Origin of the sequence: Lelliottia sp. RWM.1, from assembly GCF_016859735.1 — a bacterium.
Classification (GTDB): domain Bacteria; phylum Pseudomonadota; class Gammaproteobacteria; order Enterobacterales; family Enterobacteriaceae; genus Enterobacter.
The window spans coordinates 281,929-304,206 of the sequence record NZ_WLVC01000001.1 but is presented as its reverse complement, the minus strand read 5'-3'; the positions used below and the strand labels follow the sequence as shown (position 1 = coordinate 304,206).

At 52.0% G+C, this 22,278-nt stretch carries 21 protein-coding genes and 1 pseudogene; 6 read left to right on the top strand and 16 right to left on the bottom strand.

Annotated elements, in window-relative coordinates; all coding sequences use genetic code 11:
- Nucleotides 1-34: 34 nt before the first annotated feature.
- The 3 genes from GF617_RS01415 to GF617_RS01405 all read right to left on the bottom strand — a co-directional run bounded on the left by GF617_RS01415 (nt 35) and on the right by GF617_RS01405 (nt 3,358).
- Nucleotides 35-1,435 carry a hypothetical protein gene (locus GF617_RS01415; protein WP_203450910.1) on the bottom strand — a complete coding sequence of 467 codons (1,401 nt, stop codon included), beginning with the start codon at nt 1,433-1,435 and terminating at the stop codon, nt 35-37.
- Nucleotides 1,422-3,053, bottom strand: coding sequence for a VPA1262 family N-terminal domain-containing protein (locus tag GF617_RS01410; RefSeq protein WP_203450909.1), 1,632 nt, complete (start codon nt 3,051-3,053; stop codon nt 1,422-1,424). The genes GF617_RS01415 and GF617_RS01410 overlap by 14 nt, the downstream gene beginning before the upstream one ends.
- 77 nt (nt 3,054-3,130) lie before the next feature.
- Complete coding sequence (locus tag GF617_RS01405; protein WP_203450908.1) at nt 3,131-3,358, bottom strand: helix-turn-helix transcriptional regulator; 228 nt, start codon at nt 3,356-3,358, stop codon at nt 3,131-3,133.
- Nucleotides 3,359-3,463: 105 nt separating this feature from the next.
- On the opposite strand from GF617_RS01405, the gene GF617_RS01400 reads away from it, so the two are divergent.
- Nucleotides 3,464-3,736, top strand: coding sequence for a helix-turn-helix transcriptional regulator (locus tag GF617_RS01400; RefSeq protein WP_203450907.1), 273 nt, complete (start codon nt 3,464-3,466; stop codon nt 3,734-3,736).
- A 52-nt stretch (nt 3,737-3,788) separates the two neighbouring features.
- On the opposite strand, the gene GF617_RS01395 is transcribed toward GF617_RS01400, so the two are convergent.
- Complete coding sequence (locus GF617_RS01395) at nt 3,789-4,259, bottom strand: SRPBCC family protein (RefSeq protein WP_203450906.1); 471 nt, start codon at nt 4,257-4,259, stop codon at nt 3,789-3,791.
- Between the two features lie 42 nt (nt 4,260-4,301).
- Complete coding sequence (mtnA, locus tag GF617_RS01390; protein WP_203450905.1) at nt 4,302-5,318, bottom strand: S-methyl-5-thioribose-1-phosphate isomerase; 1,017 nt, start codon at nt 5,316-5,318, stop codon at nt 4,302-4,304.
- Between the two features lie 105 nt (nt 5,319-5,423).
- Here mtnA and mtnK point away from each other — a divergent pair, with 105 nt between their 5' ends.
- A complete protein-coding gene (mtnK, locus tag GF617_RS01385) occupies nt 5,424-6,623 on the top strand; it encodes an S-methyl-5-thioribose kinase (protein ID WP_203450933.1) in 1,200 nt (399 codons plus the stop codon).
- Between the two features lie 51 nt (nt 6,624-6,674).
- Here mtnK and GF617_RS01380 read toward each other — a convergent pair whose 3' ends face one another.
- Genes GF617_RS01380 through GF617_RS01365 form a run of 4 tightly spaced genes read right to left on the bottom strand, consistent with a single transcriptional unit; the run spans nt 6,675 to nt 11,502 of the window.
- A complete protein-coding gene (locus GF617_RS01380; protein WP_203450904.1) occupies nt 6,675-7,916 on the bottom strand; it encodes an LVIVD repeat-containing protein in 1,242 nt (413 codons plus the stop codon).
- The gene (locus GF617_RS01375) at nt 7,913-8,977 is read right to left on the bottom strand and encodes a sugar ABC transporter substrate-binding protein (protein ID WP_181622626.1); all 1,065 of its coding nucleotides are present in this window, start codon (nt 8,975-8,977) and stop codon (nt 7,913-7,915) included. The genes GF617_RS01380 and GF617_RS01375 overlap by 4 nt, the downstream gene beginning before the upstream one ends.
- 30 nt (nt 8,978-9,007) lie before the next feature.
- The gene (locus tag GF617_RS01370; protein ID WP_203450903.1) at nt 9,008-10,003 is read right to left on the bottom strand and encodes an ABC transporter permease; all 996 of its coding nucleotides are present in this window, start codon (nt 10,001-10,003) and stop codon (nt 9,008-9,010) included.
- On the bottom strand, nt 10,000-11,502 hold the full coding sequence (locus GF617_RS01365) for a sugar ABC transporter ATP-binding protein (protein WP_181622624.1): 1,503 nt from the start codon (nt 11,500-11,502) through the stop codon (nt 10,000-10,002). The genes GF617_RS01370 and GF617_RS01365 overlap by 4 nt, the downstream gene beginning before the upstream one ends.
- A 160-nt stretch (nt 11,503-11,662) precedes the next feature.
- On the opposite strand from GF617_RS01365, the gene GF617_RS01360 reads away from it, so the two are divergent.
- The 3 genes and pseudogenes from GF617_RS01360 to GF617_RS01350 form a co-directional block, all read left to right on the top strand.
- Nucleotides 11,663-12,751, top strand: coding sequence for an oxidoreductase (locus GF617_RS01360; protein ID WP_181622623.1), 1,089 nt, complete (start codon nt 11,663-11,665; stop codon nt 12,749-12,751).
- A 57-nt stretch (nt 12,752-12,808) separates the two neighbouring features.
- Nucleotides 12,809-13,552, top strand: a complete 744-nt coding sequence (locus tag GF617_RS01355; protein WP_181622622.1) for an SDR family NAD(P)-dependent oxidoreductase — start codon at nt 12,809-12,811, stop codon at nt 13,550-13,552.
- A gap of 128 nt (nt 13,553-13,680) precedes the next feature.
- Nucleotides 13,681-13,781: pseudogene (locus GF617_RS01350) on the top strand (transcriptional regulator); the annotation flags it as partial.
- On the opposite strand, the gene GF617_RS01345 reads toward GF617_RS01350, so the two are convergent.
- The 7 genes from GF617_RS01345 to entC form a co-directional block, all read right to left on the bottom strand.
- Nucleotides 13,778-13,975 carry a YbdD/YjiX family protein gene (locus tag GF617_RS01345; RefSeq protein ID WP_006809671.1) on the bottom strand — a complete coding sequence of 66 codons (198 nt, stop codon included), beginning with the start codon at nt 13,973-13,975 and terminating at the stop codon, nt 13,778-13,780. The pseudogene GF617_RS01350 and the gene GF617_RS01345 overlap by 4 nt on opposite strands.
- 56 nt (nt 13,976-14,031) lie before the next feature.
- The gene (cstA, locus tag GF617_RS01340) at nt 14,032-16,137 is read right to left on the bottom strand and encodes a pyruvate/proton symporter CstA (RefSeq protein ID WP_203450902.1); all 2,106 of its coding nucleotides are present in this window, start codon (nt 16,135-16,137) and stop codon (nt 14,032-14,034) included.
- Nucleotides 16,138-16,287: 150 nt separating this feature from the next.
- Nucleotides 16,288-16,701: a proofreading thioesterase EntH gene (entH, locus tag GF617_RS01335; RefSeq protein WP_181622620.1), complete on the bottom strand. Its 414-nt coding sequence runs from the start codon at nt 16,699-16,701 to the stop codon at nt 16,288-16,290.
- Nucleotides 16,702-17,457: a 2,3-dihydro-2,3-dihydroxybenzoate dehydrogenase EntA gene (gene entA, locus GF617_RS01330; RefSeq protein ID WP_203450901.1), complete on the bottom strand. Its 756-nt coding sequence runs from the start codon at nt 17,455-17,457 to the stop codon at nt 16,702-16,704.
- Complete coding sequence (locus GF617_RS01325; RefSeq protein ID WP_181622618.1) at nt 17,457-18,311, bottom strand: isochorismatase; 855 nt, start codon at nt 18,309-18,311, stop codon at nt 17,457-17,459. The genes entA and GF617_RS01325 overlap by 1 nt, the downstream gene beginning before the upstream one ends.
- 11 nt (nt 18,312-18,322) lie before the next feature.
- Complete coding sequence (entE, locus tag GF617_RS01320; RefSeq protein ID WP_203450900.1) at nt 18,323-19,933, bottom strand: (2,3-dihydroxybenzoyl)adenylate synthase EntE; 1,611 nt, start codon at nt 19,931-19,933, stop codon at nt 18,323-18,325.
- A 9-nt stretch (nt 19,934-19,942) separates the two neighbouring features.
- Nucleotides 19,943-21,118: an isochorismate synthase EntC gene (gene entC, locus GF617_RS01315; RefSeq protein WP_181622616.1), complete on the bottom strand. Its 1,176-nt coding sequence runs from the start codon at nt 21,116-21,118 to the stop codon at nt 19,943-19,945.
- 188 nt (nt 21,119-21,306) lie between these two features.
- Here entC and fepB point away from each other — a divergent pair, with 188 nt between their 5' ends.
- On the top strand, nt 21,307-22,266 hold the full coding sequence (fepB, locus tag GF617_RS01310) for a Fe2+-enterobactin ABC transporter substrate-binding protein (RefSeq protein ID WP_203450899.1): 960 nt from the start codon (nt 21,307-21,309) through the stop codon (nt 22,264-22,266).
- The last annotated feature ends 12 nt before the right edge of the window (nt 22,267-22,278 follow it).

The following is a 22,278-nucleotide window of genomic DNA, read 5'->3' as shown; positions in this document are numbered from 1 at the left end:
TCTTAATCTTTTTCACTACAAAATTAATTAATACTCAACCTCTCAGCATACTATAAATATACTCATTATCACGAAAACAATTAGGCATGTAAGTTATTCCTATCATTACCTTTGAATCGTCAATGTTATTCAAGGAGTTTTGAGCATGGAATATCGGCTGTAAGATACTTAGCCTTATATACCAATACGATATCATTTCAGAAGATGATTTAAACCACTGAGAAGAAAAATCACTCATTTCACCTATGAGTTTTGTTATTTCAAGTTCCCTAACATTGCTTGTACAACACTCTATATAATACATTGTGATTGCAAAATCAATCTCACAAACCTTTATACCATGAATAAAATCTTGATTGTTTTTATTAACAAACAACCATTCCCCCCATATTTCATGAGCTATTCTCCAGCATGATTTTCTAAATAAATCAGTGGCGTGCAAGGATAATACTCTCATACACTCTGAAACTGCCTTACGGCTAGCATTATCAGCAGTAGAATCTGATAAAGATAAGGATATCGAATCAAAATATAACTTAATCAAAAGCTCAGACTCTTTAGATGCCAAGGCCTTACCTAAAAATTGTTGTAGGTATGGGTATCTCAATGGATATGTATTGAAGATTTTCATGATATGTCTTGTCAATTCAAAATCATTGAAAATATTCAACAACAAATAAACCATACTTTTCCCATCAAAAGTTTTTTGATTATTTCCATTAAATGGAAAAATAGAGGATATTGTATAAAAATTGATACAATTCGAATTGGTTGAAAGCGCCAACTCTAGTGCAACATCTGCCCCAAAATACTCAAAAACACCCCATAAAACTGGAACGTCTTTTTTTGTATCTAAAAGTTCAATCAACTCCAAACGAGAATAATAAAAAAGAAAATCGACTGCATTTTTGATATATGGGCTTAAAAACGCCTTGTAAATATGTGAGCTACGATAAAATTCATTATAAATAGAATACCAGTTATTATCTATAACAATATTTTTTACCGATTCCATCTTTTCTTTATTATGAAAATCAGTAGCACAATTATAGTCAATAGAAGTCGATGATGAGTTTATTATTTCTCTTGCTGTAGAATAGAATAATTTTGGAATGTTATAAATATTACAATTATTCCAAAACGAATCTGAACCTATGCCTATATCAATTATAAAATACAGAGCAATAACATCAAACTTATCTTTTATATTTTTTTTAGATGGGAAATTTTCAATCCATTCTAAAAAAAGTAATGCATTTTTCGGATAAACAGTAGGCCCTGTTCTATTCAACCGGATCAAATCTGACAACCCGAGAATATTCTCTCCGCTAGTGAATATATAATCCATACAGTTATAGTCTTTTTTGACAGCAAGAACAACTTCTATAAAAAATGATACCCATTGGTCTTCTAGTAAACTTTCATTTTCTTCCATAAGTACTCCAAACTAAGCAATCAGGATGCTGAATCGCACGCCATAACTCTTCAAATGCATCAGCTATTAATTGAGCATCACTTACTTTTTGTAGTATATGATGCTCCTTACCAATACTATTTATCGATGTACCGATAGACCATGCAACTGGTTCATTGTCTGTATATGGAAAAATCAAAAAACGATCATGAAAACCCCATCCGTAGTTAGCGAATGGTTTCCTTACTTCAATATTTAAACCTAATAATGTTTGAGCTGGTAATGTTGACAAGCGTGCAAAAGAATCATTATCATATTTTGCATCGCTAACCTCTCCAACATTATCTATAAATAATCCAGATTGATATTTTGAAGATGTAATAGCTCTCATTTTAGAATTCATGCAAGTGTTATAAAAAAGCGTTTCCAATAAATCATTCCCATTGAGATATGGATCCCATAACCAAATTCCATTTTCCCCATAACTATTTATCAAACTACGAATATCATTTAAAGCTCGAGATCTTTCAGTCTCTTTAAACTTACCTTTAGCATTATATTGGATAAACTTTTTCTCATGCAGTAATTGCTCTCTTTCGCTACGATATATTCGTATTGATGACCATTTTTTAGCATGATTTTCTCTACCTCCAATTATACTATTATGTGGACTATAGAGTGGTATCTTATCGAAACTGGCATCTTTTAAAGGAATTATTCTTGATCTATCATTAATTGCTCTCATACTTAAACTAATAGTTCTAATAAATGATGAAGGATGAGTAGCGTAAAGAAGAACTTTATGAAGAGGATCCCATATTGTCATTTCATAAGGACTATCATACTTACTTGGATAAAATATCTCATTTTGTTGAGAATTAAGCATTGTTGAGTAATATGAATCAATATTAGAATCTTGATCTATATTTTTAAAGCTAACAAATATTTCCCTCTTTAAAGATTCTGGATGCCAAATGATCTTACAATGTAAATCCTCATTATTAGATAAAAGCTGCACATTTGTTCTAATAATGTTTACTGGAATCTGTACTAACACCCCACCTAGTTTGTCTGAAACTGAAGCAATTTTTAATGGTATTAACGCATATATCTTTGAGGATAACTCTTGTAGAAGCGATGGGTTATCTAATAAGAAAGAAAGTTCATGTTTATTCTTATCCTCAAATTCAATCAAATAAGATCCTCCGAAAAAATTATTTTTTAATAGATTATTAATAACGTTGCTATTAAAAGTATCTGATGGAATAAATTTATAAGGATTGAATTTATAATCACAGGTTAAAATGGATTCCTTGCAACTATTCCATATTCTATTATTAATTAATTTTTCAAAAGTAACTTTTATACTTTCAAGTGAAATATAATATCTTTTTATTCCAAAATACCATTTTTTTAACGAAGGTATATTTAAATCATTTCTCCTATTTAAGTATCTTTCCTTTTCAAATTCAGGTCCGGCAACATTCTCATATACAAGGTGAGTTATTACATTAATAACCTTTCTATCATCTCTATTTAAGGCGAATATCTCAGTTACTTCAATACAGTTATAAAACCCTAACACCCCTTTTTCAGTTAACTTTTCAAGATCAGCAAGAAAATTATTGAATGTATCCATACTATTACCTTAAATATTAGAATACATATGAAGTAATAAATACCGTATGTATCAGTACATCTATTATCACATTATATTCAATTAATTGTAGCCAGTATTTTTTCAGGCTCCAATCCTACCAACCTCGCCAGATACACAAACTCTACCACATCCAATCTACGCTCACCGTTTTCCACTTTAGCGATGAATGACTGCGGCTTGCCCAACGCTTCCGCAAGCTGCGCCTGAGTAATCCCTTTCTCTTTACGAGATTTCTTCAAAGCATTGATAACACGCTGGTATTCATCTGAGTAAACTGAGGCCATTGTTCCGATTCCATAAAATATCCTGAAATCGAATATCCTCTCATTGCCTTTTTATCCCAAAACAGGATAATAAAACACGTAACAACCACTCATACGGAGGATACAATGCATTATCAAAACTGGCACTCAGCCGATATTATTGCAGCTCTAAAAAAGCATGGAACAAGCCTCGCAGCACTGTCTCGTAAGTCTGGGCTTTCATCATCCACACTCGCAAACGCACTCTCCCGTCCCTGGCCGAAAGGTGAATTACTCATCGCTCAGGCGCTAAACATTCCACCGGATGTGATATGGCCGGAAAGATATTTTAATGAAAAGGGAGAACCGATATTTCGTCAGATGAGAACGACAAGGAAAAGAAACGTATCTTTGACATGATCAACGAGTTTCCCCCATCCCTCTCCCTCAAGGGAGAGGGGGTCAAGAAGCCCTACCGTTTCAGCCCCTTCACATACGCCACCAGTTGATTCAGCACAATTCCCCAGCCTTCATGAAACCCCATTTTCTCATGCTGCTCACGGATTTCCGCTGTCGGATGGCGCGCTATCGCTGTATAACGGGTTTTGCCCTCCCCCGCATCGTCCAGCAACAGAATGGCCGTCATAAACGGCTTCTCAGTCGGTTTCCAGCCTTCGGTGTAGCCATCGGTAAACACCCGCTTTTTGCCCGGATCAATTTCCAGGAACACGCCTTTGTTGTCCATCCGCTGGCCATCCACCTCAAATACGGTGTTAAAGCGCCCGCCCACGCGTAAATCAAGGTCACATTCGGTCACTTTATGGGGAACAGGAATGAAGAAGTTTTTGATGTGCTCTGGCGTGGTCCAGCAGAGCCACAGCAGGTCGCGTGGTGCATCCACCACGCGTTCCAGTTTTAGGTCTGTGTTGGGATCAAGCTTCACGATTCTGTCCTCTAAGGGGAGCCCCTTATAGGATAGCCAGGCTCAGGAGAATTTCCCTTTTTCCACCTCTTGCGGCGTGACCACGCCGGTATCCAGCACCCAGCCGCTGATCAGCGCCGCTGGCGTAACATCAAATGCCGGGTTGTAGACCTGCGCATCCTCTGGAGCCCACTGCACCGAACCAAAGCTTCCGGACACACCTGTCACTTCGCTGGCGGCACGTTGTTCAATGGGGATCGCATCGCCGTTCGGGCAGTTTGGATCAAGCGTGGTTTGTGGGGCTGCCACATAAAACGGAATGCCGTGGAATTTCGCCAGTACCGCCAGAGAATATGTCCCGATTTTGTTCGCCACATCCCCGTTCGCGGCAATGCGGTCTGCCCCGACCCACACGGCATCCACCTGCCCTTTTGCCATCAGGCTGGCGGCCATCGAATCAGTAATCAGCTGATACGGCACGCCCAGCTCCCCCAGTTCCCATGCGGTCAGCCTGCCGCCCTGCAATAATGGACGCGTTTCATCCACCCAGACGTTGCTGACGTGGCCTTCCTGGTGCGCACGCGCAATGACACCCAACGCCGTCCCCACTCCGGCTGTCGCCAGGCCGCCCGTATTACAATGCGTGAGCAGTCGGCTGCCCGGTTTGACCAGCGCGCTACCCGCTTGCGCAATCGCATTGCAGAGCTGTTTATCTTCATCAATCAGATGCAGCGCCTCCGCCACCAGTGCCGGGACAAAATCTTCCTGCCACAGCGCCTGCTTCATGCGGTCGAGATTGTTCATCAGGTTCACTGCTGTCGGGCGAGAGGCCCGCAGGGTATCCAGCGCCAGCGCCAGTTCGTCACGGTTTTTGCCGTTTTCTGCCAGCAACGCCAAAAGCAGGCTGGCGGAAAGCCCAATCAGCGGTGCACCACGCACGCGCAGAGCATGAATATGTGCCACCAGCGCCTCGACCGTGGAGGCATCCAGCCAGCGTTTCTCCTGCGGAAGTGCCTGCTGATCGAGAATAAAGAGCTGATTATCCGCCACCCGCAGGCTGGTCGTCTGTAATGTCTGCATGTCGTTAATTCTCTGTTGCGTTGATGTATCACATTGTGTCAGGATGAAATCCAGATGTATAGACGTCTAAATGTCTTTATTACTAAAATCAGTGAGGAACAGGCAATGTCGCAATACCGTACCTTTACCGCCCAGGATGCAGTGGAGTATGCAAAGCAGTTTGGCGGACTCGATAACCCATTATCGCTGGTAGAGGCGCAGGAAGTTGGCGACGGCAACCTCAATCTGGTCTTTAAAATTTTCGACGCCGAGGGAGTAAGCCGCATCGTCGTCAAGCAGGCCCTGCCCTATGTTCGCTGCGTAGGTGAATCCTGGCCACTCACGCTGGATCGCGCCCGTCTGGAGGCGCAGACACTGGTGGAACACTATCAACATAGCCCGCAGCACACCGTTAAAATCCATCATTTCGACCCGGAGCTGGCGGTGATGGTGATGGAAGATCTCTCCAGCCATAAAATCTGGCGCGGTGAGCTGGTTCAAGGCATTTACTACCCGCAGGCCGCTCGCCAGTTAGGGGAATATCTTGCTCACACGCTGTTCCACACCAGCGACTTTTATCTGCATCCGCATGATAAAAAAGCGCAGGTGGCAAAATTCATTAACCCCGAAATGTGTGAGATCACCGAAGATCTGTTCTTCAACGATCCCTACCAGATCCACGAACGTAATAACTATCCTGCGGCACTGGAACACGACGTTGCCGCCCTGCGCGACGACGCTCAACTGAAAATTGCCGTCGCTGCCCTTAAACACCGCTTCTTCTCTCAGGCTGAAGCATTGCTTCACGGCGATATTCACAGCGGTTCGATTTTTGTCGCTGACGGTAGCCTGAAAGCGATTGACGCCGAATTTGGCTATTACGGCCCGATTGGCTTTGACATCGGTACAGCAATTGGCAACCTGCTGCTGAACTTCTGTGGCCTGCCGGGGCATCTGGGTATTCGCGATGCCGCGGCTGCCCGCGAACAGCGTCTGAGCGATATTCAGGAACTGTGGAACACCTTCGCTGAACGCTTCCAGACACTGGCGAGCGAGAAAACGCGTGATGCCGCCCTGAACGTACCGGGTTATGCCTCCACGTTCCTGAAAAAGGTCTGGCAGGATGCGATTGGCTTCTGCGGTACAGAGCTGATTCGACGCAGTGTCGGCCTGTCTCACGTGGCCGACATTGACACCATTCAGGATGAAGCCATGCGCCACGAATGCCTGCGCCACGCGATTACACTCGGTAAGGCACTGATTGTGATTGCCGAGCGAATCGATAGCGCAGAAGAGCTGGTGGCGCGGATACGTCAGTACAGTTGATATTCTCCTTCTCCCTGTGGGAGAGGGCCGGGTGAGGGCGTCAAACCGCACTCACCCCAAATACTCAATCACCGACAGTCCACCGTTGTAATCCGTGCTGTAGATTATTCCCTGCGCATCCACAAACACATCACATGACTGGATCACCTGAGGGCGATTTGGACGTGTATCCATCATTTTTTCCGGTGCTGCAGGGACTAACGCCCCCGTTTCGACGGGCCGATACGGATTGGAAATGTCGTATGCACGCACACCGGCGTTCTGGTAAGTGGCAAAAATCAGCGTTGAACTGATGAAACTGCCAGGCCGATTTTCATGCAGGTTATGCGGACCAAAGTGCGCCCCTTTCGCCACATAATCCCTTTCATCCGGCTGCGGGAAGGTGGAAATGCTCACCGGATTCGACGGCTCACGAATATCAAACACCCAGATCAGCTTCTCGCCATCCTCCTGGTTATCGAGCACCGCCTCGTCCAGCACCACCAGCAGATCGCGGTCCGGTAGCGGCAACGCAGTATGCGTGCCCCCACCAAATGGCGGGCTCCAGTTACGATGGCTGATCAGTTTAGGTTGTGTACGATCTTTCACGTCCAGCAGCGTCAGTCCGCCATCACGCCAGCTTCCATAGGCGGTGTCACCCGCGATGATTGCATGGTGAAGCGCATAACGTTTACCTTCCGGCCAGCATGGCTGTTCCCCTTCGGCCTGGTTCATCCCTGGTAGCCACCAGCGCCCCGCCACTTCGGGTTTATGTGGATCGGCAAGATCGATGGTCAGGAAGATATAATCCGTAAATCCGTCGAGCAGTGCCGAGACGTATGCCCAACGCCCACCCACATACCAGATCCGGTGGATACCAATCCCGTTCAATGACAGGAAGCTGATTTCGCGCGGCTTATCCGGGGTAGAAATATCGAAAATGCGCAGCCCTGCACTCCAGCCTTTGTCCTGCACATCGCTGACCGTTTCACCGACCTGTCGGGTGTAATAGACCTTCTCATCGGCAAAGCGGGCATCGGCAAACAGGTCACGGGCGTTAATCACCAGCAGCAGATCGTCATGCGCCTGGAGATGCACATTCCATGTCCCCGGTGGGGCAGGAACATATCCTGCCGCCTTCGGATTTTTCGGGTCGCGAACATCCACAATCGAAAAACCCTGCGACACCATATGGCCGATATACGCAAAGCCGCGATGCACCATCAACTGTACGCCGTCCGGGCGACCGCCCTGGTCGCTATGACCAATCAGCCGCATATTGCGGCTGTATTCAGGCGTGGGTAATCCACTCATTTATTTTTCGTTTCCAGAGTGGCAAACCACGGGGCGATAAAGTCTTCAGTCTGGCCCCAGCCAGGGATAATTTTGCCCAGTGACGCCACGTTCACCGCGCCCGGTTGCGCAGTCAGCAGCGCCTGCGGAATAGCCGCAGCTTTGAAATCATAGGTCGCAGGTGTCGCTTCCCCGGCAATCTTGTTTGCAATCAGACGCACATTAGTTGCGCCAATCAGTTTTGGATCGACGGCCACGCTCACTTTCCACGGGCTGCCCTGCTCACGCATCAGTTGCAGATCCTGGTTGGAGATATCAATGCTGTAGAGTTTGATTTCAGTACGACCGTTCTCTTTCAGCGCCTTATACGCTCCCTGACTAAACGCATCCCAGGTTCCCCAGATCGCATCGATTTTTCCTTTCGGGTACTTCGCCAGAATAGCGCCCACTTTGTTCGCGGTATCGCCCTGCACGTCAGAAGAGACAGCGCCAATGGACTCCAGCTCTTTGATGTCCGGGTACTGTTTTTGCAGCGCCTGGTACGCAGCCTGGCGACGCTCCATCGGCGGGAAGCCCGCAACCCAGAGCTTGACGATATTGGCTTTACCGTTGAAATCTTTCGCCAGTTGACCGAAGGAAAGGTTGGTGAGAGACGCATCATCTTGCTGAGTAACGGTTACGCCCGGAATATCACCGTTTACCGCCGTATCAAACACCGACACTTTGATCCCGGCATCCACGGCTTTTTTCACCAGTGCGGTGGCATACGGATCACGCCCCTGAGAGAGGATAATCCCGTCGTATTTCTGGCTGATCGCCTGGTTGACGAAATCCTGGAATTTGGCATCGTCACCGTTGCTTAAAAAGGTGCTGACTTTAAAACCGAGTTTCTTTCCTTCCTGAATCGCGCCTGCGACAAACTGGGTGGTGTTGTCGTCTGAACCGAGGTTACGGATCACCGCAATGCGGATCGGACCGTCGTGATTAGCAATCGCTGCCGGAACCGGCGCAGGTGTCGCCGCAAAACCTGGCAGAGAAGTCAGTAACCCCAGCGCCACTAAAGAGAGTGCGATTTTTTTCATTCTGTTATCCCGTTGTGTTGTTATGTATTGCTAACGTTTTTGTATGTAAGTAATCGCCAGCGCCACTGCGAGCACCAGCCCTTTTATAATGTCCATGGCGTAATACGGTACGGAAAGCATCACCAGGCCGTTAGAGAGCACGCCGAGGATCACCGCCCCTACCAGCGTACCCAGCGCGTTAGGCTTGCCCGAACCTGCCAGCGAAAAACCTATCCACGCCGCCGCGACCGCATCCATCAGATATCCGCCGCCCGCATTCACCTGCGAAGAGCCGATACGCGAGGCCAGCAAAATGCCACCTAATCCCGCCAGAAGAGAAGCGATCACATACGCCGCCACTTTATAACGCGTGGTACGAATGCCGGATAAACGTGCCGCTTCAGGATTCCCGCCAATCGCGTACATACGACGCCCGTGAGTGGTCAGCGACAAGCCCAGTTGCGCCAGAATGGTGACCACCAGCATGATAATCACAATGGTCGGAACCTGGCCCAGCGCACTGAAGGCGGCCGGGATCGTCCCTTCGGCCATGTCACCGCTCGGCAGCACCATGTTCTCCGTAATCGATCCGCCATAGCTGTAGGTCATTGCCACTCCCTGAATCACAAACAGGCTGGCCAGGGTAGCGAGCATGTCCGGAATTCGCAGGATCACAATCAGAAACGCATTGAACAGACCGACCAGCGTACAGAGTGCGAGCGTAATCAGAATCGACTCCGTCGCACCAAAGCCGTGCCAGACAAATAATGAAATCACCAGCGCATTGGCAAGCGATGCGGTTGATCCAACAGAAAGGTCGAACCCGCCTATGGTCAGGGAAATCGACACACCAATGGCAATCACCGTTACAATGGCGATCGAGCGCAGAATATTGATAATATTGTTCGGATCGAGGAAGTTATCTGATGCCGCGCCAAACACGGCGATCAGCGCCACAACGGTCAGCAACATGCCCCATTTGTAGAGAAAATCGAAAATTTGCTGACGGCCCGACACCGTCGCATTCACTGAAAGGGCCTTGCTCACGACGCCGTTCCTCCGGTTGAATAATAAAGTAATGTCTCTTCACGGGCCTCGGCCCCGGCGATCTCCGCCACAATACGCCCGTCCCACAGCACGCAGATGCGGTCGCACAATCCCACCAGTTCAGCAAACTCACCAGAGGCGTAAATCACCCCTTTCCCTTCCCGTGCCAGGCCATCAATCAACTGGAACAGGTCCGTTTTGGCTTTCACGTCCACACCTTTGGTTGGCTCGTCAAAAATGAGCACACTGGCCTCATTGCGTAGCCATTTACCGATGGCCACTTTTTGCTGGTTTCCTCCCGAAAGGCGACGCAGCACTTGTCCTGGCCCACGCGTACGTACCCCCACGCGAGCAATGACCTCTTCTGCCCATCGCCACGCCTGACGATGCCCGAACAGGCTCCAACGGGAGAATGAGTTATCCGCACTGACAGAAAGATTCATGCTGACCGGCTCATCGATAAAAATGCCCTCTTTGCGACGCTCTTCCGGAACCAGCGCCAGACCACGCAGGACAGAATCGGCCGGATCGCGCGGTTGCCAGGGTTGATGATTCAGCTCGCCATGTTCAACGCGGCTTTTAGTCGCGCCGAATAGCGCCTTGCAGAGTTCCGTTTTCCCTGCCCCCGCCAGCCCTGCGATCCCCAGGATTTCCCCTTTACGCAGATGCAATGAGATATTTTTCAGCAGCGCTTCATCGTGCAGGCCTTCCACCCGCAACAGCGTCTCTTCGCTGTGTGGTGGACGTGCTGGCGGATAGATGTCGCTCAGCTCATGGCCGAGCATTTTCTCCACAATGGCTTCGCCGCTTAGCGCTGCCATCGGGCCAGATTCAATCAGCTTGCCGTCGCGCAGCACCGTTAAGGTGTCGCAAATGGCTTTCAGCTCGTGAATACGGTGGGAGATAAACACCACACCAATACCCTGCTGTTGCAGGCGTTTCACGACCACAAACAGACGTTCGCTTTCATGCGCGTCCAGCGGAGCGGTGGGTTCATCGAGAATCAGAAAACGGCAGTGATGTGACAGCGCCCGCGCCAGCAAAATTTGCTGCTTTTCAGCAAGCGAGCAGTTGTCGATTGAGCGGCGCACGTCCATCCCGATATCCAGCTGCGCTAGTGCCTGCCTCGCCTGCTGGCGAATAGCGCGCCAGTTGTAGCGATGCCCCGGCTGTGCCAGTTGATCGAGCATGATATTTTCGGCGATGCTCAAACCCGGAATCAGCGCCACGTCCACTTCCTGCTGCACAAGGTGGATCCCCAGCAGCTTCGCATCCAGCGGTTCACGAATGGCAACCGGCTGGTTGTTGATACAGATCTCGCCTTCATAGTGATCGTGCGTACCGCACAACACCGCCATCAGCGTTGATTTCCCCGCACCATTCGCACCGGTTAACGCATGCACGGAACCGCCCATCAGCGTGAAATCCACACGTGACAGCGCCTGAAACCCTGAAAAAGCCAGGCTGATACCGCGCATCTCAAGGCGACTGGAAACCATCCGCGTAAAATCCTTCATTAATTTTTTGATTTATGGAATTTTTCACAGCTCCGGTTGACTGACAACGACGGAAAAGGCATAAGATAAAGCTAAATATTATTAGCCATCCGGATGTCTAGACATAACATCGGGTTAGCGCTTCCTAAAAAAGGACAACACAATGAGCAACACCGACATCCGCGTCGTACCCGGCCCGGCGAATTACTTCTCTCATCCCGGCAGCCTTGCTCGCCTGAATGACTTCTTCACGCCGGAACAGCTGGCGCACGCGGTGTGGATTTATGGCGAACGTGCAATTGCAGGCGCGCGCCCTTTCCTGCCGGACAGTTTTCATACGCCAGGCGCAAAACATTTACTGTTTACAGGCCACTGTAGCGAACGTGACGTAACCGGACTGGTAAAGGCATCCGGCAACGACGCTCGCGTGGTGATCGGCGTGGGCGGCGGGGCGCTACTCGATACCGTCAAAGCGGTGGCGCGTCGTCTGGGTGTTCCGGTTGTCGCTATTCCAACCATTGCCGCCACCTGTGCAGCCTGGACGCCGTTATCCGTCTGGTATAACGATGCCGGACAAGCGTTGCAGTTCGAAATTTTCGACGATGCCAATTTCCTGGTGCTGGTTGAGCCGCAGATCATCCTTAATGCCCCGGCGGAATACCTGCTGGCAGGCATCGGCGACACTCTGGCGAAATGGTACGAAGCAGTGGTTCTTGCCCCTCAGCCTGAAAACCTGCCACTGACCGTACGCCTCGGGATCAACGGCGCACTGGCGATCCGCGATGTCCTGCTGGAGCGCAGTGAAGAGGCGCTGGCCGACCAGCAACGCGGTGAAATCACACAAGCATTTCGTGATGTGGTAGATGCGATTATTGCCGGTGGCGGTATGGTCGGCGGTCTGGGAGAACGCTATACGCGCGTGGCAGCCGCCCATGCGGTACATAACGGCTTAACCGTCCTGCCACAGACCGAAAAATACCTGCACGGTACGAAAGTGGCTTACGGCATTCTGGTACAAAGTGCCCTGCTTGGTCAGGATGACGTGCTGGCCCAGTTGGTTGCGGCTTATCAGCGCTTTAACCTGCCGACCACGCTGCATGAGCTGGATATCGATATCAACAATCGCGATGAACTGGACAAGGTGATTACCCACACGCTGCGTCCGGTGGAGTCTATCCACTATTTACCGGTTGCTCTGACCCCCGATGTTCTGCGCGCCGCGTTTGAAAAGGTGGAAGCCTTCAGCCGCTAATGACGTTGACGGTCTATACCTAATGATGATTCTCACCACTCTCGCAACGAGGTCATCATGCAGATCGATTTAACAGGTAAAAAGGCGCTGGTCACCGGCGCCAGCCGTGGGTTGGGTCGCGCGATTGCGCTCTCTCTGGCACAAGCCGGAGCCGATGTCGTGATTACGTATGAAAAATCGGCCGAAAAAGCCCAGGCCGTCGCCGATGAAATCTCCGCACTGGGGCGGCACAGCGAAGCGATTCAGGCGGACAGCGCCAATGCGCAGGCCATACAGGATGCCGTCACGCATGCAGCAAGATCCCTTGGCGGGTTAGATATTTTGGTCAATAACGCCGGAATAGCCCGTGGTGGCCCGCTGGAGTCCATGACTCTGGCCGACATTGATGCCCTGATCAACGTCAATATTCGCGGCGTGGTTGTTGCAACCCAGGCAGCACTGGTTCATCTCTCTGATGGTGGACGGATTATCAATATTGGCAGTTGCCTGGCGAACCGCGTTGCCCAGCCAGGTATCTCGGTCTATTCGATGACCAAATCTGCGCTCAACTCTCTCACCCGTGGTCTGGCTCGCGATCTGGGGTCGCGCGGCATTACCGTCAACCTTGTACATCCCGGCCCAACCAACAGTGATATGAACCCGGAGGACGGCGAACAGGCAGATTCTCAGCGTCAGCTCATTGCCATAGGGCATTACGGCCAGCCGGAAGATGTGGCTGCCGCCGTGACGTTTCTGGCAAGCCCCGCCGCCGGGCAGATCTCCGGCACAGGCCTGGACGTGGATGGCGGTCTGAACGCCTGAACGCATTTTTGCTGTATGCCTCTGTCGCCCGGCAGAGGCCTTTTCGAGCCGCCTTGACGGTTCGCGTTTTGCTGCTTTCTCCCGCTGATGGTCTGGAGGATATTAACGTCGCACACGATAGTTTGGATGACGCCGATTCCCGTCCACAAAAACGCCCCGTGAAAAACTCGCGGCAATCTACGGTTGCAGGCAGGAACAGATCAGCCTCTATTTACCGAAAGAGGGTTAACAGCACTTCGCGCCACCCTTGCCGCCGTAGCGGGCGTCCTGGCGATCGCGGAAGAATTCTTCGTAGGTCATTGGCGTCTGGTCAGGATGATTAACGCGCATGTGCTCGACATAGTTATCGTAATCCGGTACGCCGATCATCATTTTGGCGGCCTGACCTAAGTATTTACCTGCTTTGGAGAGGGTGTCGAACATCGTTTTTTCTCGTCGTTGTCCCCTCTCCCCTATGGGGAGAGGGGTAAAGTAAGGGGTTAATGCGCCCCTTTCGCCTGGGTCACAATCTCTTCCAGGTTTTCAGGCATCGGCTCATATGGCGTCTCTTTCGCTGTCGGTTTGTCTTCTTTCAGCGCCGCCAGTGCGGTTTTCACAGAGTACAACGCCAGCACCACAACCACCACCATAAAGAAGATCGTCAGACCGGCATCCAGACGGTTGTTAAACACCAGTTGAGTCAACTGTGACTCGGTGTACTGCGCCGGGATTTTCCCACTGTCGATCATTGCCTGGAACTTATTGGCAATCGCCAGGAAACCCACTTTGTTATCCGGGCTGAAGGCTTTCTGCCAGCCCGCCGTCAGAGTACAAATCAGCAACCAGGCTGTCGGCACAAGTGCGACCCACGCATAACGCTGGCGCTTCATCTTGAACAGCACAACGGCACACAGCATCAGCGCCATGCCTGCCAGCATCTGGTTAGCAATACCGAACAGCGGCCACAGGGTGTTAATTCCGCCCAGCGGATCCACCACCCCCTGATGCAGGAAATATCCCCACGCCAGGACACACAACGCTGTCGCCAACAGGTTTGCAGGCAATGAATCGGTGCGTTTCAGCCCTGGGGAGATAACCCCCAACAGATCCTGCAACATAAAGCGTGCCGCGCGGGTTCCGGCGTCCACCGCCGTCAGAATAAACAGCGCTTCAAACAGAATGGCAAAGTGATACCAGAATGACACATCCATTAAGCCGCCAAGCGCCCCGTGCAGAATGTACGCCATCCCAACGGCCAGCGTCGGCGCACCGCCTGCACGAGAGATAATCGACTGCTCACCCACTTCATTGGCGATATGCGTCAGTGTTTCCGGCGTGATGGCAAAGCCCCAGCCACTCACCACCTGTGCCGCTGATGCCACCACGTCAACCGTTCCGGCAGGTGCGAGCACCGCCATCGGGCTGTTCATCGCAAAATACACACCCGGATCGATAATACAGGCCGAAACCAGCGCCATGATCGCCACGAAGGATTCCATCAGCATCCCGCCGTAACCGATAAAGCAGGCCTGATTCTCATTCGCCAGCATTTTCGGCGTCGTACCTGACGCAATCAGGGCATGGAAGCCTGATACCGCGCCACAGGCGATGGTGATAAACAGGAATGGGAACAGGCTCCCGGTCCATACCGGACCCGTACCATCAATAAATTTGGTTAGCGCAGGCATGGTCAGCGTCGGACGCATGATCAGAATGCCAATCGCCAGGCCCACGATAGTGCCGATTTTCAGGAAGGTGGAGAGATAATCGCGCGGGGCAAGCAGCAGCCATACCGGCAGAACAGACGCTACAAAACCGTAACCCACCAGCATCCAGGTCAGTTGTACGCCGGTAAAGTCAAAGTACGGGGCCCACGTCGGGCTTTCCGCCACCCAGCCTCCAGAGATAATGGCGAACACGAGGAAGACCAGACCAATCACGGAGACTTCGCCGATACGCCCAGGGCGCAGATAGCGAATATAGATCCCCATGAACAACGCCAGGGGAATGGTAAAGGCGACGGTGTAGGTTCCCCACGGACTGTGGGTCAACGCTTTCACTACGATCATGGCCAGTACCGCCAGAATAATCACCATGATCATAAAGGTCGCGACCAGGGCAATCACCCCGGCCGTCGGCCCCATCTCTTCTTTTACCAGCTCACCCAATGAGCGGCCATCGCGACGCGTGGAGACGAACAGCACCATAAAGTCCTGTACCGCTCCTGCCAGCACCACGCCAGCAAGGATCCAAATCATCCCTGGCAGATAGCCCATTTGCGCCGCCAGTACGGGGCCTACCAGCGGGCCTGCCCCTGCGATTGCCGCGAAATGGTGGCCAAACAGCACTTTTTTGTCGGTTGGTACGTAGTCCAGACCATCGTTATGACGAACGGCAGGTGTCATGCGCGTCCCGTCTACCGCGAGGACATTCTTTGCGATATAGAGACCATAAAAACGATACGCGATCAGATAAATGCAGACGGCGGCGACGACGATCCATAGCGCATTGATCTGTTCACCACGATTGAGGGCGATGTAGCCCAGAGCAAATGCCCCCACAACGGAGAGCACTGCCCATTTAAGGTATTTCCCTGAGTTGTTCATAGTTGTTATCCGTTGTCGTGAAACAATGAGATGTTACATTTTGTTTCTAGATCAACGCGTAAAATTTAACAACTTTGAAACGCAATAATGCGTGGTCAAACCAGATATTTACATCACAGTGTTAAGCCGATCACTTTCAGCGTGAAAGACTTATCCCAGTACCATCGTACTCAGGCGACACGTACAGCAGCGGCGTCCCTGCTCGTCGAAGACCACAATTTCCCAGCTCTGGCTCTGTCGCCCCAGATGCAGAGGCTGACATACACCGCGCACCTTGCCCTGGGACACGGCACGATGATGGGTGGCATTAAGCTCAGTGCCCACCACATTTTGCCCGTCGCGGGTCATCAGAAATCCGGCCATTGACCCCAGCGTTTCTGCCAGCGCTGCCGAAGCCCCACCGTGCAGCAGGCCAAACGGCTGATGAGTACGCTCATCTACCGGCATCTCTGCTTCCAGCGTGTCATCGCCCAGGCGGGTATAGATAATCCCCAGATGCGCCACCATCGTGTTCAGGCTGGTGGCATTCAGCTCATCAAGGGATAAGTGACGTTTCCAGATCATCTACGCCCCCAGCGTGGAGCCGCCGTCCACCACAATATCCTGCAAGGTGATATGGCTGGCATGGTCAGATGCCAGGAACAGAACAGTACTGGCAATCTCCTGCGGACGGGCAATTTTACCGAGCGGAATACCGAGTTTAAATTGCTCGCCAAACCCCAGAATTCGCTGCTGTTCAGCATCATCGCTCACCCACAGGGTGCGCTGCATATCGGTATCGGTCGATCCCGGGGATACCAGGTTACAACGCACACCATCGCGTGCCAACTCCAGCCCAACCGTCAACGCAAGGCTTTTCAGCGCCGCTTTCGACGCGCCATAGGCGCTCATACCCAAGCGCGGCGTATGAGCGGCGTCGGAGGCAACGGTGACAATCCCCCCACCCTGCTGACGACGGAACTGGCCCATCGTCTGCTGGAACAGGTTAAACGCCCCCCCCACATTAACGGCGAAGGTCTGCTGCCAGTCATCCTGCGAAAGCTGATCGGTTGCCCCCATGCGCAAAATACCGGCGGCATTCACCAGCACGTCCAGGCGATCAACGGTGGCAAGCACGCGCCCGCAGACGTCACTCACCTGCGTGGGATCCGCGACGTTCATCGTTTCGGTGGTAAAAGGATACTCCGCCAGCGGAAACGCCAGATCGAACCCCGTCACCTGTGCCCCGGCCTCGGCAAAGGCCAACGCGGTGGCGTAGCCAATCCCTTTGCCCGCCCCCGTCACCCAGACAGTTTTGCCGGTAAAATCGAATCCGGCCATCACTTCACCTCGCGGGAGAGCAACGCCCACCAGGCATCAAGGGTTGGGTTTTTCGCCAGCATGACGAAATCAATATCGCCATGCACTTTTCGCCAGCGGGCAGCCAGAGCCATCATGCGCACCGAGTCCAGACCATAGTCGATCAGGTTTTCATCATCCAAAGGCTCATCGGACTCATCCAGCAGCGGCAGCACGACCGCACGCAGCGCCTCTTTCGAGGCCGGAACCGAAGGTAACAGCTCCTCTGTCATCACCACACGACCAGAACGTCCCGCCACGTAGTTAAGCGACATCAGGTGCTCGTCACGGGTGAAATCTGCCAGCGCATCGGCAATAAAGAACGGTTTGATATCGCGCATAAAGGCATCTGTTGCCGTGGTCATACAACCAATGTGGGCGTACACGCCAGTGATCAACAACTGGTTGCGGCCTGTCTCTTTAAGCATCAGCTCCAGCGGCGAACGGTGGAACGCGCTATAGCGCCATTTCACCAGCACCGTGTCAGCTTCATCTGGCGTCAGTTCGGCAACAATGCGTTGCTGCTCTGGCGAGCGGGTGAGCCCCGGCCCCCACATATCGTTCAGCAGGGCGCGATCTTCATCGCTCTGCTCTTTTGGCTGTGCGGTGTAATAAACCGGAATATTGTGCTCTTTGCAGTACTCGCGAATTTTCGCGATGTTTGCAACCACTTGCGCCATCATTGGGCTGTTTTCGCCCCAGAAATTCAGGAAGTATTCCTGCATATCATGGATCAGCAGCGCCGCGCGCTCTGGTTCAAATGCCCAGTTCACTTTATTGTCCGGCAGATCGGCAGCCGTCGGCAGTGCGTAACCGGTTAATTTTGGAATTGCCATCGTCTTGTTCCTCAGCCCTGGGCGCGTTCAGCGAGCCACAGGCGCAACTGTTTCTTGTCTACTTTCCCTACCGGGGTCAACGGCAGCGCGTCCACGCTCTCTACGCGGTCCGGCAGTTTGAACTCCGCAACGCCCTGTTCACGCAGGAACCGGCGAACCTCAACGGCACGCAGCGGCTGTTTCACCACCAGATAAGCGCAGCTTTTTTCACCCAGCAGGTTATCTTCCATGCTCACCAGCGCGGCATGGATCACCGACGAATGGCGCAGCAGCAGGTTTTCGATCTCCTCGGCGGCAATTTTCTCGCCCCCCCGATTGATCTGATCTTTTTCGCGCCCCTGTACGGTGATGTAGCCCTGCTCGTCGATGGCGATCAGATCGCCAGAGCAGTAAAAACCCTCGGCATCAAAGGCGCTGGCGTTATGTTCCGGGCTGTTGAAGTAGCCCCGGAAGGTATACGGCCCGCGCGTCATCAGCCGTCCAACTTCACCGCGCGGCAGCGGGTTACCGTTCTCATCAGCCACCCACACCTCATCATCCGGGCACATCGGACGACCCTGAGTGTTCATGATGCGCTCTGGCGTATCATCCAGTGCCGTGTAGTTGACCAGCCCTTCGGCCATGCCAAACACCTGCTGTAACTGGCAGCCAATCTCCGCCGGAATACGCGCGGCAAGCGTTGCCGACAAACGAGCCCCCCCCACCTGCAGCAGTTTGAGCGACTGAAGCTGTGCGTTGCCCGCCCCTTCTGCAATCGCCTGTAGCCACAGGCTAACTGCCGGAGGAACCAGCGAGGTGACGTTAATCTGATGCTGTTCAATCAGCGGGAAGCAGAGCGTGGCACTCGGATCGTTTGCCAGCACAACACAACCGCCGGCCGTAAAGATCCCGAGCGAGCCCGGAGAACTCATGGCATAGTTATGCGCCGCAGGCAGCGCATTCAGGTAACGGGTGTCATCGGTGATGCCGCAAATCTCATTGCTGCGACGAATGCTGTAGTCATAGTCGTTATGCGTACGCGGGATCAGTTTCGGCGTACCGGTACTGCCACCGGAAAGCTGGAAAAATGCGACTTCATCGGCAGGTGTCGGATTAGGGATGAAATTATCCGCCGGACGGGCAATAGCCGCCTCCAGGGCATGTTCACCGCGCTCGCCACGCAGCAGAACCACGCGCACTGAGCTGTGTTCATTGATAAAAGTATTGAGGAAATCATCGCCCGCAAACAGCGTATGGTCGCGATCGGCAATCAGCAGCGCAGGTTTTATCTGCAACGCATAAGCGTTCAGTTCACTACGCTGGTGGCTGAAGAGCGCATTAACCGGCGCGACTCCCACCTGAAGCAGGGCAAAGAAGGTGATGTAAAACTCGGCAACGTTACCCAGCTGCACCAGCGCCGTCTCACCACGATGAAGACCCTGGGCCTGCAACGCGCTCGCGAGGTTATTCACCGCCTGATTAAACTGGCGGTAGGTGTAACGCCGCTCACCGTCGACGATCGCCACCGCGTCATTATCCACATGGCGTGTCAGAATGTGGGTCAGGGGCAGATCCTGCCAGTAGCCTTTTTCACGATAGCGCCGGGCAAAATCTTCCGGCCAACGGGTAAAGGGGATGGTCATTATTTGTCCTTAATGCAAGCCAAAAACGTTCAGCATGGTGGAGAGTTTCACCCCGGTTTCGCGCCATTCGCCAACCGGAGATGACGCAGGGACAATACCCGCGCCAGCAAACAGACGAACGGTTTTATCGTGGATACGCGCACAGCGGATAGTCACCACCCACTCGCCATTGCCTTCGCTATCACACCAGCCAACAATGCCGCCAAACAGATCGCGGTCGAACGGTTCCAGCTCAGCGATAATCTGTTTAGCCGCCTGATGCGGGAAGCCGCTCAGTGCCGGCGTCGGATGCAGCAAACAGGCCAGCGTCAGTGCGTTTTCATGCTGATGCGCTTCGCCCTCGATCGGCGTAGCCAGATGCCACAGCGTCGGTGTTGTCACCAACTGAGGTGACGACGGCATACTCAGGGAGTGACTGCGATTTTCCAGCACCGTTTTCATCGCCTGCGTCACCAGCTCATGCTCGTGGCGGTCTTTTTCCGATGCCAGTAATTTGTTGCCCGCTTCACGATCCAGCACATCATCCGGCTGACGTCGCGCAGAGCCTGCCAGCGGCAGCGAGCTAAAGTGAGAGCCCTCTTTGCGCAGCAGCAGTTCCGGGCTTGCCCCCAACAGCACGCCGCCATCTTCCAGCGGCACATGGAAGTTAAAACTCGCCGGGTTTTGCGCAATCAGGCGCTCCAGCAGCGCACCGCTCTCAATGTTGCGATCGGTGGCAATATCAATCAGGCGCGACAGCACCACTTTATTCACCTGCGGTGTGGCCGTAAGCGCAGCAGCCCGGGAAACCATCTCTTCAAACACAGGCTGTGGTGGGATTTCAGTGCGTTGTTTTACCGTCAGTTCCTGCGCCCCGGAAAGATAACGCGCAGACTGCTGACGTGCAGGGCGCGAAAAGGTTTGCCAGCGTTGCGGAATAAACAGTGAAGACGGTTCGCGAGTATCAAACGGGATTGCGCCGACCATGACGGGATGTGCAATTCCGCTGGCTTTCGCCTTCTCAAACATTCGGGTCAGCTTTTGCTGAAAGGCGCTTGCAGGGTCATCGCCGCCCAGAGCAGGCTCGGAAAAACGGGCAAAACAACCAGACGTGGTGAAGCTGCGATAAGGCGACATAAAGAAAAAGCTGTCTGATTGCAGCGTGGTCGCAGTGTGCTGAAGATCCTCAGCCAATGACGTATCCATATCATCCTCCATAAAATGATAAAGGCAGTAATAATGATTATCATTTATATTTTCGATGGCTAACCTAATCGCAGAGCGCCCTGGTGTCAACCGATGAGCGAGCATCTTGTGCGACTATCGCTTGCATCCCTTCTCACCATTCATGAAAATGAGAAGCATTAACTCCAATACAAACAGGATGTCGCTTTGTGAAACTCCCCGCCGTTTGCCATAACGCCCTGCTTTTCGCAGGACTTTTTGTTTTAGGATTAACCTCAGCTACCGCTGCCGACTGGCCACGTCAGATAACGGACAGCCACGGCGTGCATACGCTTGACAGCAAACCGACCCGCATTGTATCCACCAGCGTAACCTTAACCGGATCGCTGCTGGCGATTGATGCCCCGGTCATTGCCAGCGGGGCAACCACCCCCAACAACCGCGTGGCCGATGCACAAGGCTTTTTACGCCAGTGGGGAGATATCGCTAAACAACGTAAGCTCGCCCGCCTCTATATTGGCGAACCCAGTGCTGAAGCGGTGGCGGCTCAAATGCCGGATTTGATTCTGATCAGCGCCACGGGCGGTGATTCTGCACTGGCACTGTACGACCAGCTTTCAGCCATTGCCCCGACGCTTATCATCAACTACGACGACAAAAGCTGGCAGGCACTGCTGACACAACTGGGCACAATCACCGGTCAGGAAAAACAGGCTGCCGCGCGTATTGCCGAATTTGATAAACAGCTCACGCAGGTCAAACAGCAGATGAAACTGCCGCCGCAGCCGGTCAATGCCATTGTCTATACCGCAGCAGCACACAGCGCCAACCTGTGGACGTCTGAGTCCGCGCAAGGGAAGCTGCTGCAACAGTTAGGCTTCCAGCTTGCTGAACTCCCTGCCGGGCTGCATACCTCGAAAAGCCAGGGTAAACGTCACGATATCATTCAGTTAGGCGGTGAAAATCTGGCTACTGGCCTGAACGGTGAAGGGTTGTTCCTGTTCGCCGGGGATCAGAAAGACGTGGACGCAATTTATGCCAACCCGCTGCTGGCACATCTGCCTTCGGTGCAAAACAAACGCGTCTGGGCACTGGGTACGGAAACCTTCCGTCTGGATTACTACAGTGCGATGCGGGTGTTACAGCGCTTAGAGACACTGTTCAAATAAGACACAACCCCT

Excerpts from the sequence above, each read along its gene's own strand:
- GF617_RS01415 (WP_203450910.1), bottom strand. The coding sequence starts at position 1,435 with ATGGAAGAAAATGAAAGTTTACTAGAAGACCAATGGGTATCATTTTTT.
- GF617_RS01410 (WP_203450909.1), bottom strand. The coding sequence starts at position 3,053 with ATGGATACATTCAATAATTTTCTTGCTGATCTTGAAAAGTTAACTGAA.
- GF617_RS01405 (WP_203450908.1), bottom strand. The coding sequence starts at position 3,358 with ATGGCCTCAGTTTACTCAGATGAATACCAGCGTGTTATCAATGCTTTG.
- GF617_RS01400 (WP_203450907.1), top strand. The coding sequence starts at position 3,464 with ATGCATTATCAAAACTGGCACTCAGCCGATATTATTGCAGCTCTAAAA.
- mtnA (WP_203450905.1), bottom strand. The coding sequence starts at position 5,318 with ATGCAGACATTACAGACGACCAGCCTGCGGGTGGCGGATAATCAGCTC.
- mtnK (WP_203450933.1), top strand. The coding sequence starts at position 5,424 with ATGTCGCAATACCGTACCTTTACCGCCCAGGATGCAGTGGAGTATGCA.
- GF617_RS01380 (WP_203450904.1), bottom strand. The coding sequence starts at position 7,916 with ATGAGTGGATTACCCACGCCTGAATACAGCCGCAATATGCGGCTGATT.
- GF617_RS01375 (WP_181622626.1), bottom strand. The coding sequence starts at position 8,977 with ATGAAAAAAATCGCACTCTCTTTAGTGGCGCTGGGGTTACTGACTTCT.
- GF617_RS01365 (WP_181622624.1), bottom strand. The coding sequence starts at position 11,502 with ATGGTTTCCAGTCGCCTTGAGATGCGCGGTATCAGCCTGGCTTTTTCA.
- GF617_RS01360 (WP_181622623.1), top strand. The coding sequence starts at position 11,663 with ATGAGCAACACCGACATCCGCGTCGTACCCGGCCCGGCGAATTACTTC.
- GF617_RS01355 (WP_181622622.1), top strand. The coding sequence starts at position 12,809 with ATGCAGATCGATTTAACAGGTAAAAAGGCGCTGGTCACCGGCGCCAGC.
- GF617_RS01345 (WP_006809671.1), bottom strand. The coding sequence starts at position 13,975 with ATGTTCGACACCCTCTCCAAAGCAGGTAAATACTTAGGTCAGGCCGCC.
- cstA (WP_203450902.1), bottom strand. The coding sequence starts at position 16,137 with ATGAACAACTCAGGGAAATACCTTAAATGGGCAGTGCTCTCCGTTGTG.
- entH (WP_181622620.1), bottom strand. The coding sequence starts at position 16,701 with ATGATCTGGAAACGTCACTTATCCCTTGATGAGCTGAATGCCACCAGC.
- entA (WP_203450901.1), bottom strand. The coding sequence starts at position 17,457 with ATGGCCGGATTCGATTTTACCGGCAAAACTGTCTGGGTGACGGGGGCG.
- GF617_RS01325 (WP_181622618.1), bottom strand. The coding sequence starts at position 18,311 with ATGGCAATTCCAAAATTAACCGGTTACGCACTGCCGACGGCTGCCGAT.
- entE (WP_203450900.1), bottom strand. The coding sequence starts at position 19,933 with ATGACCATCCCCTTTACCCGTTGGCCGGAAGATTTTGCCCGGCGCTAT.
- entC (WP_181622616.1), bottom strand. The coding sequence starts at position 21,118 with ATGGATACGTCATTGGCTGAGGATCTTCAGCACACTGCGACCACGCTG.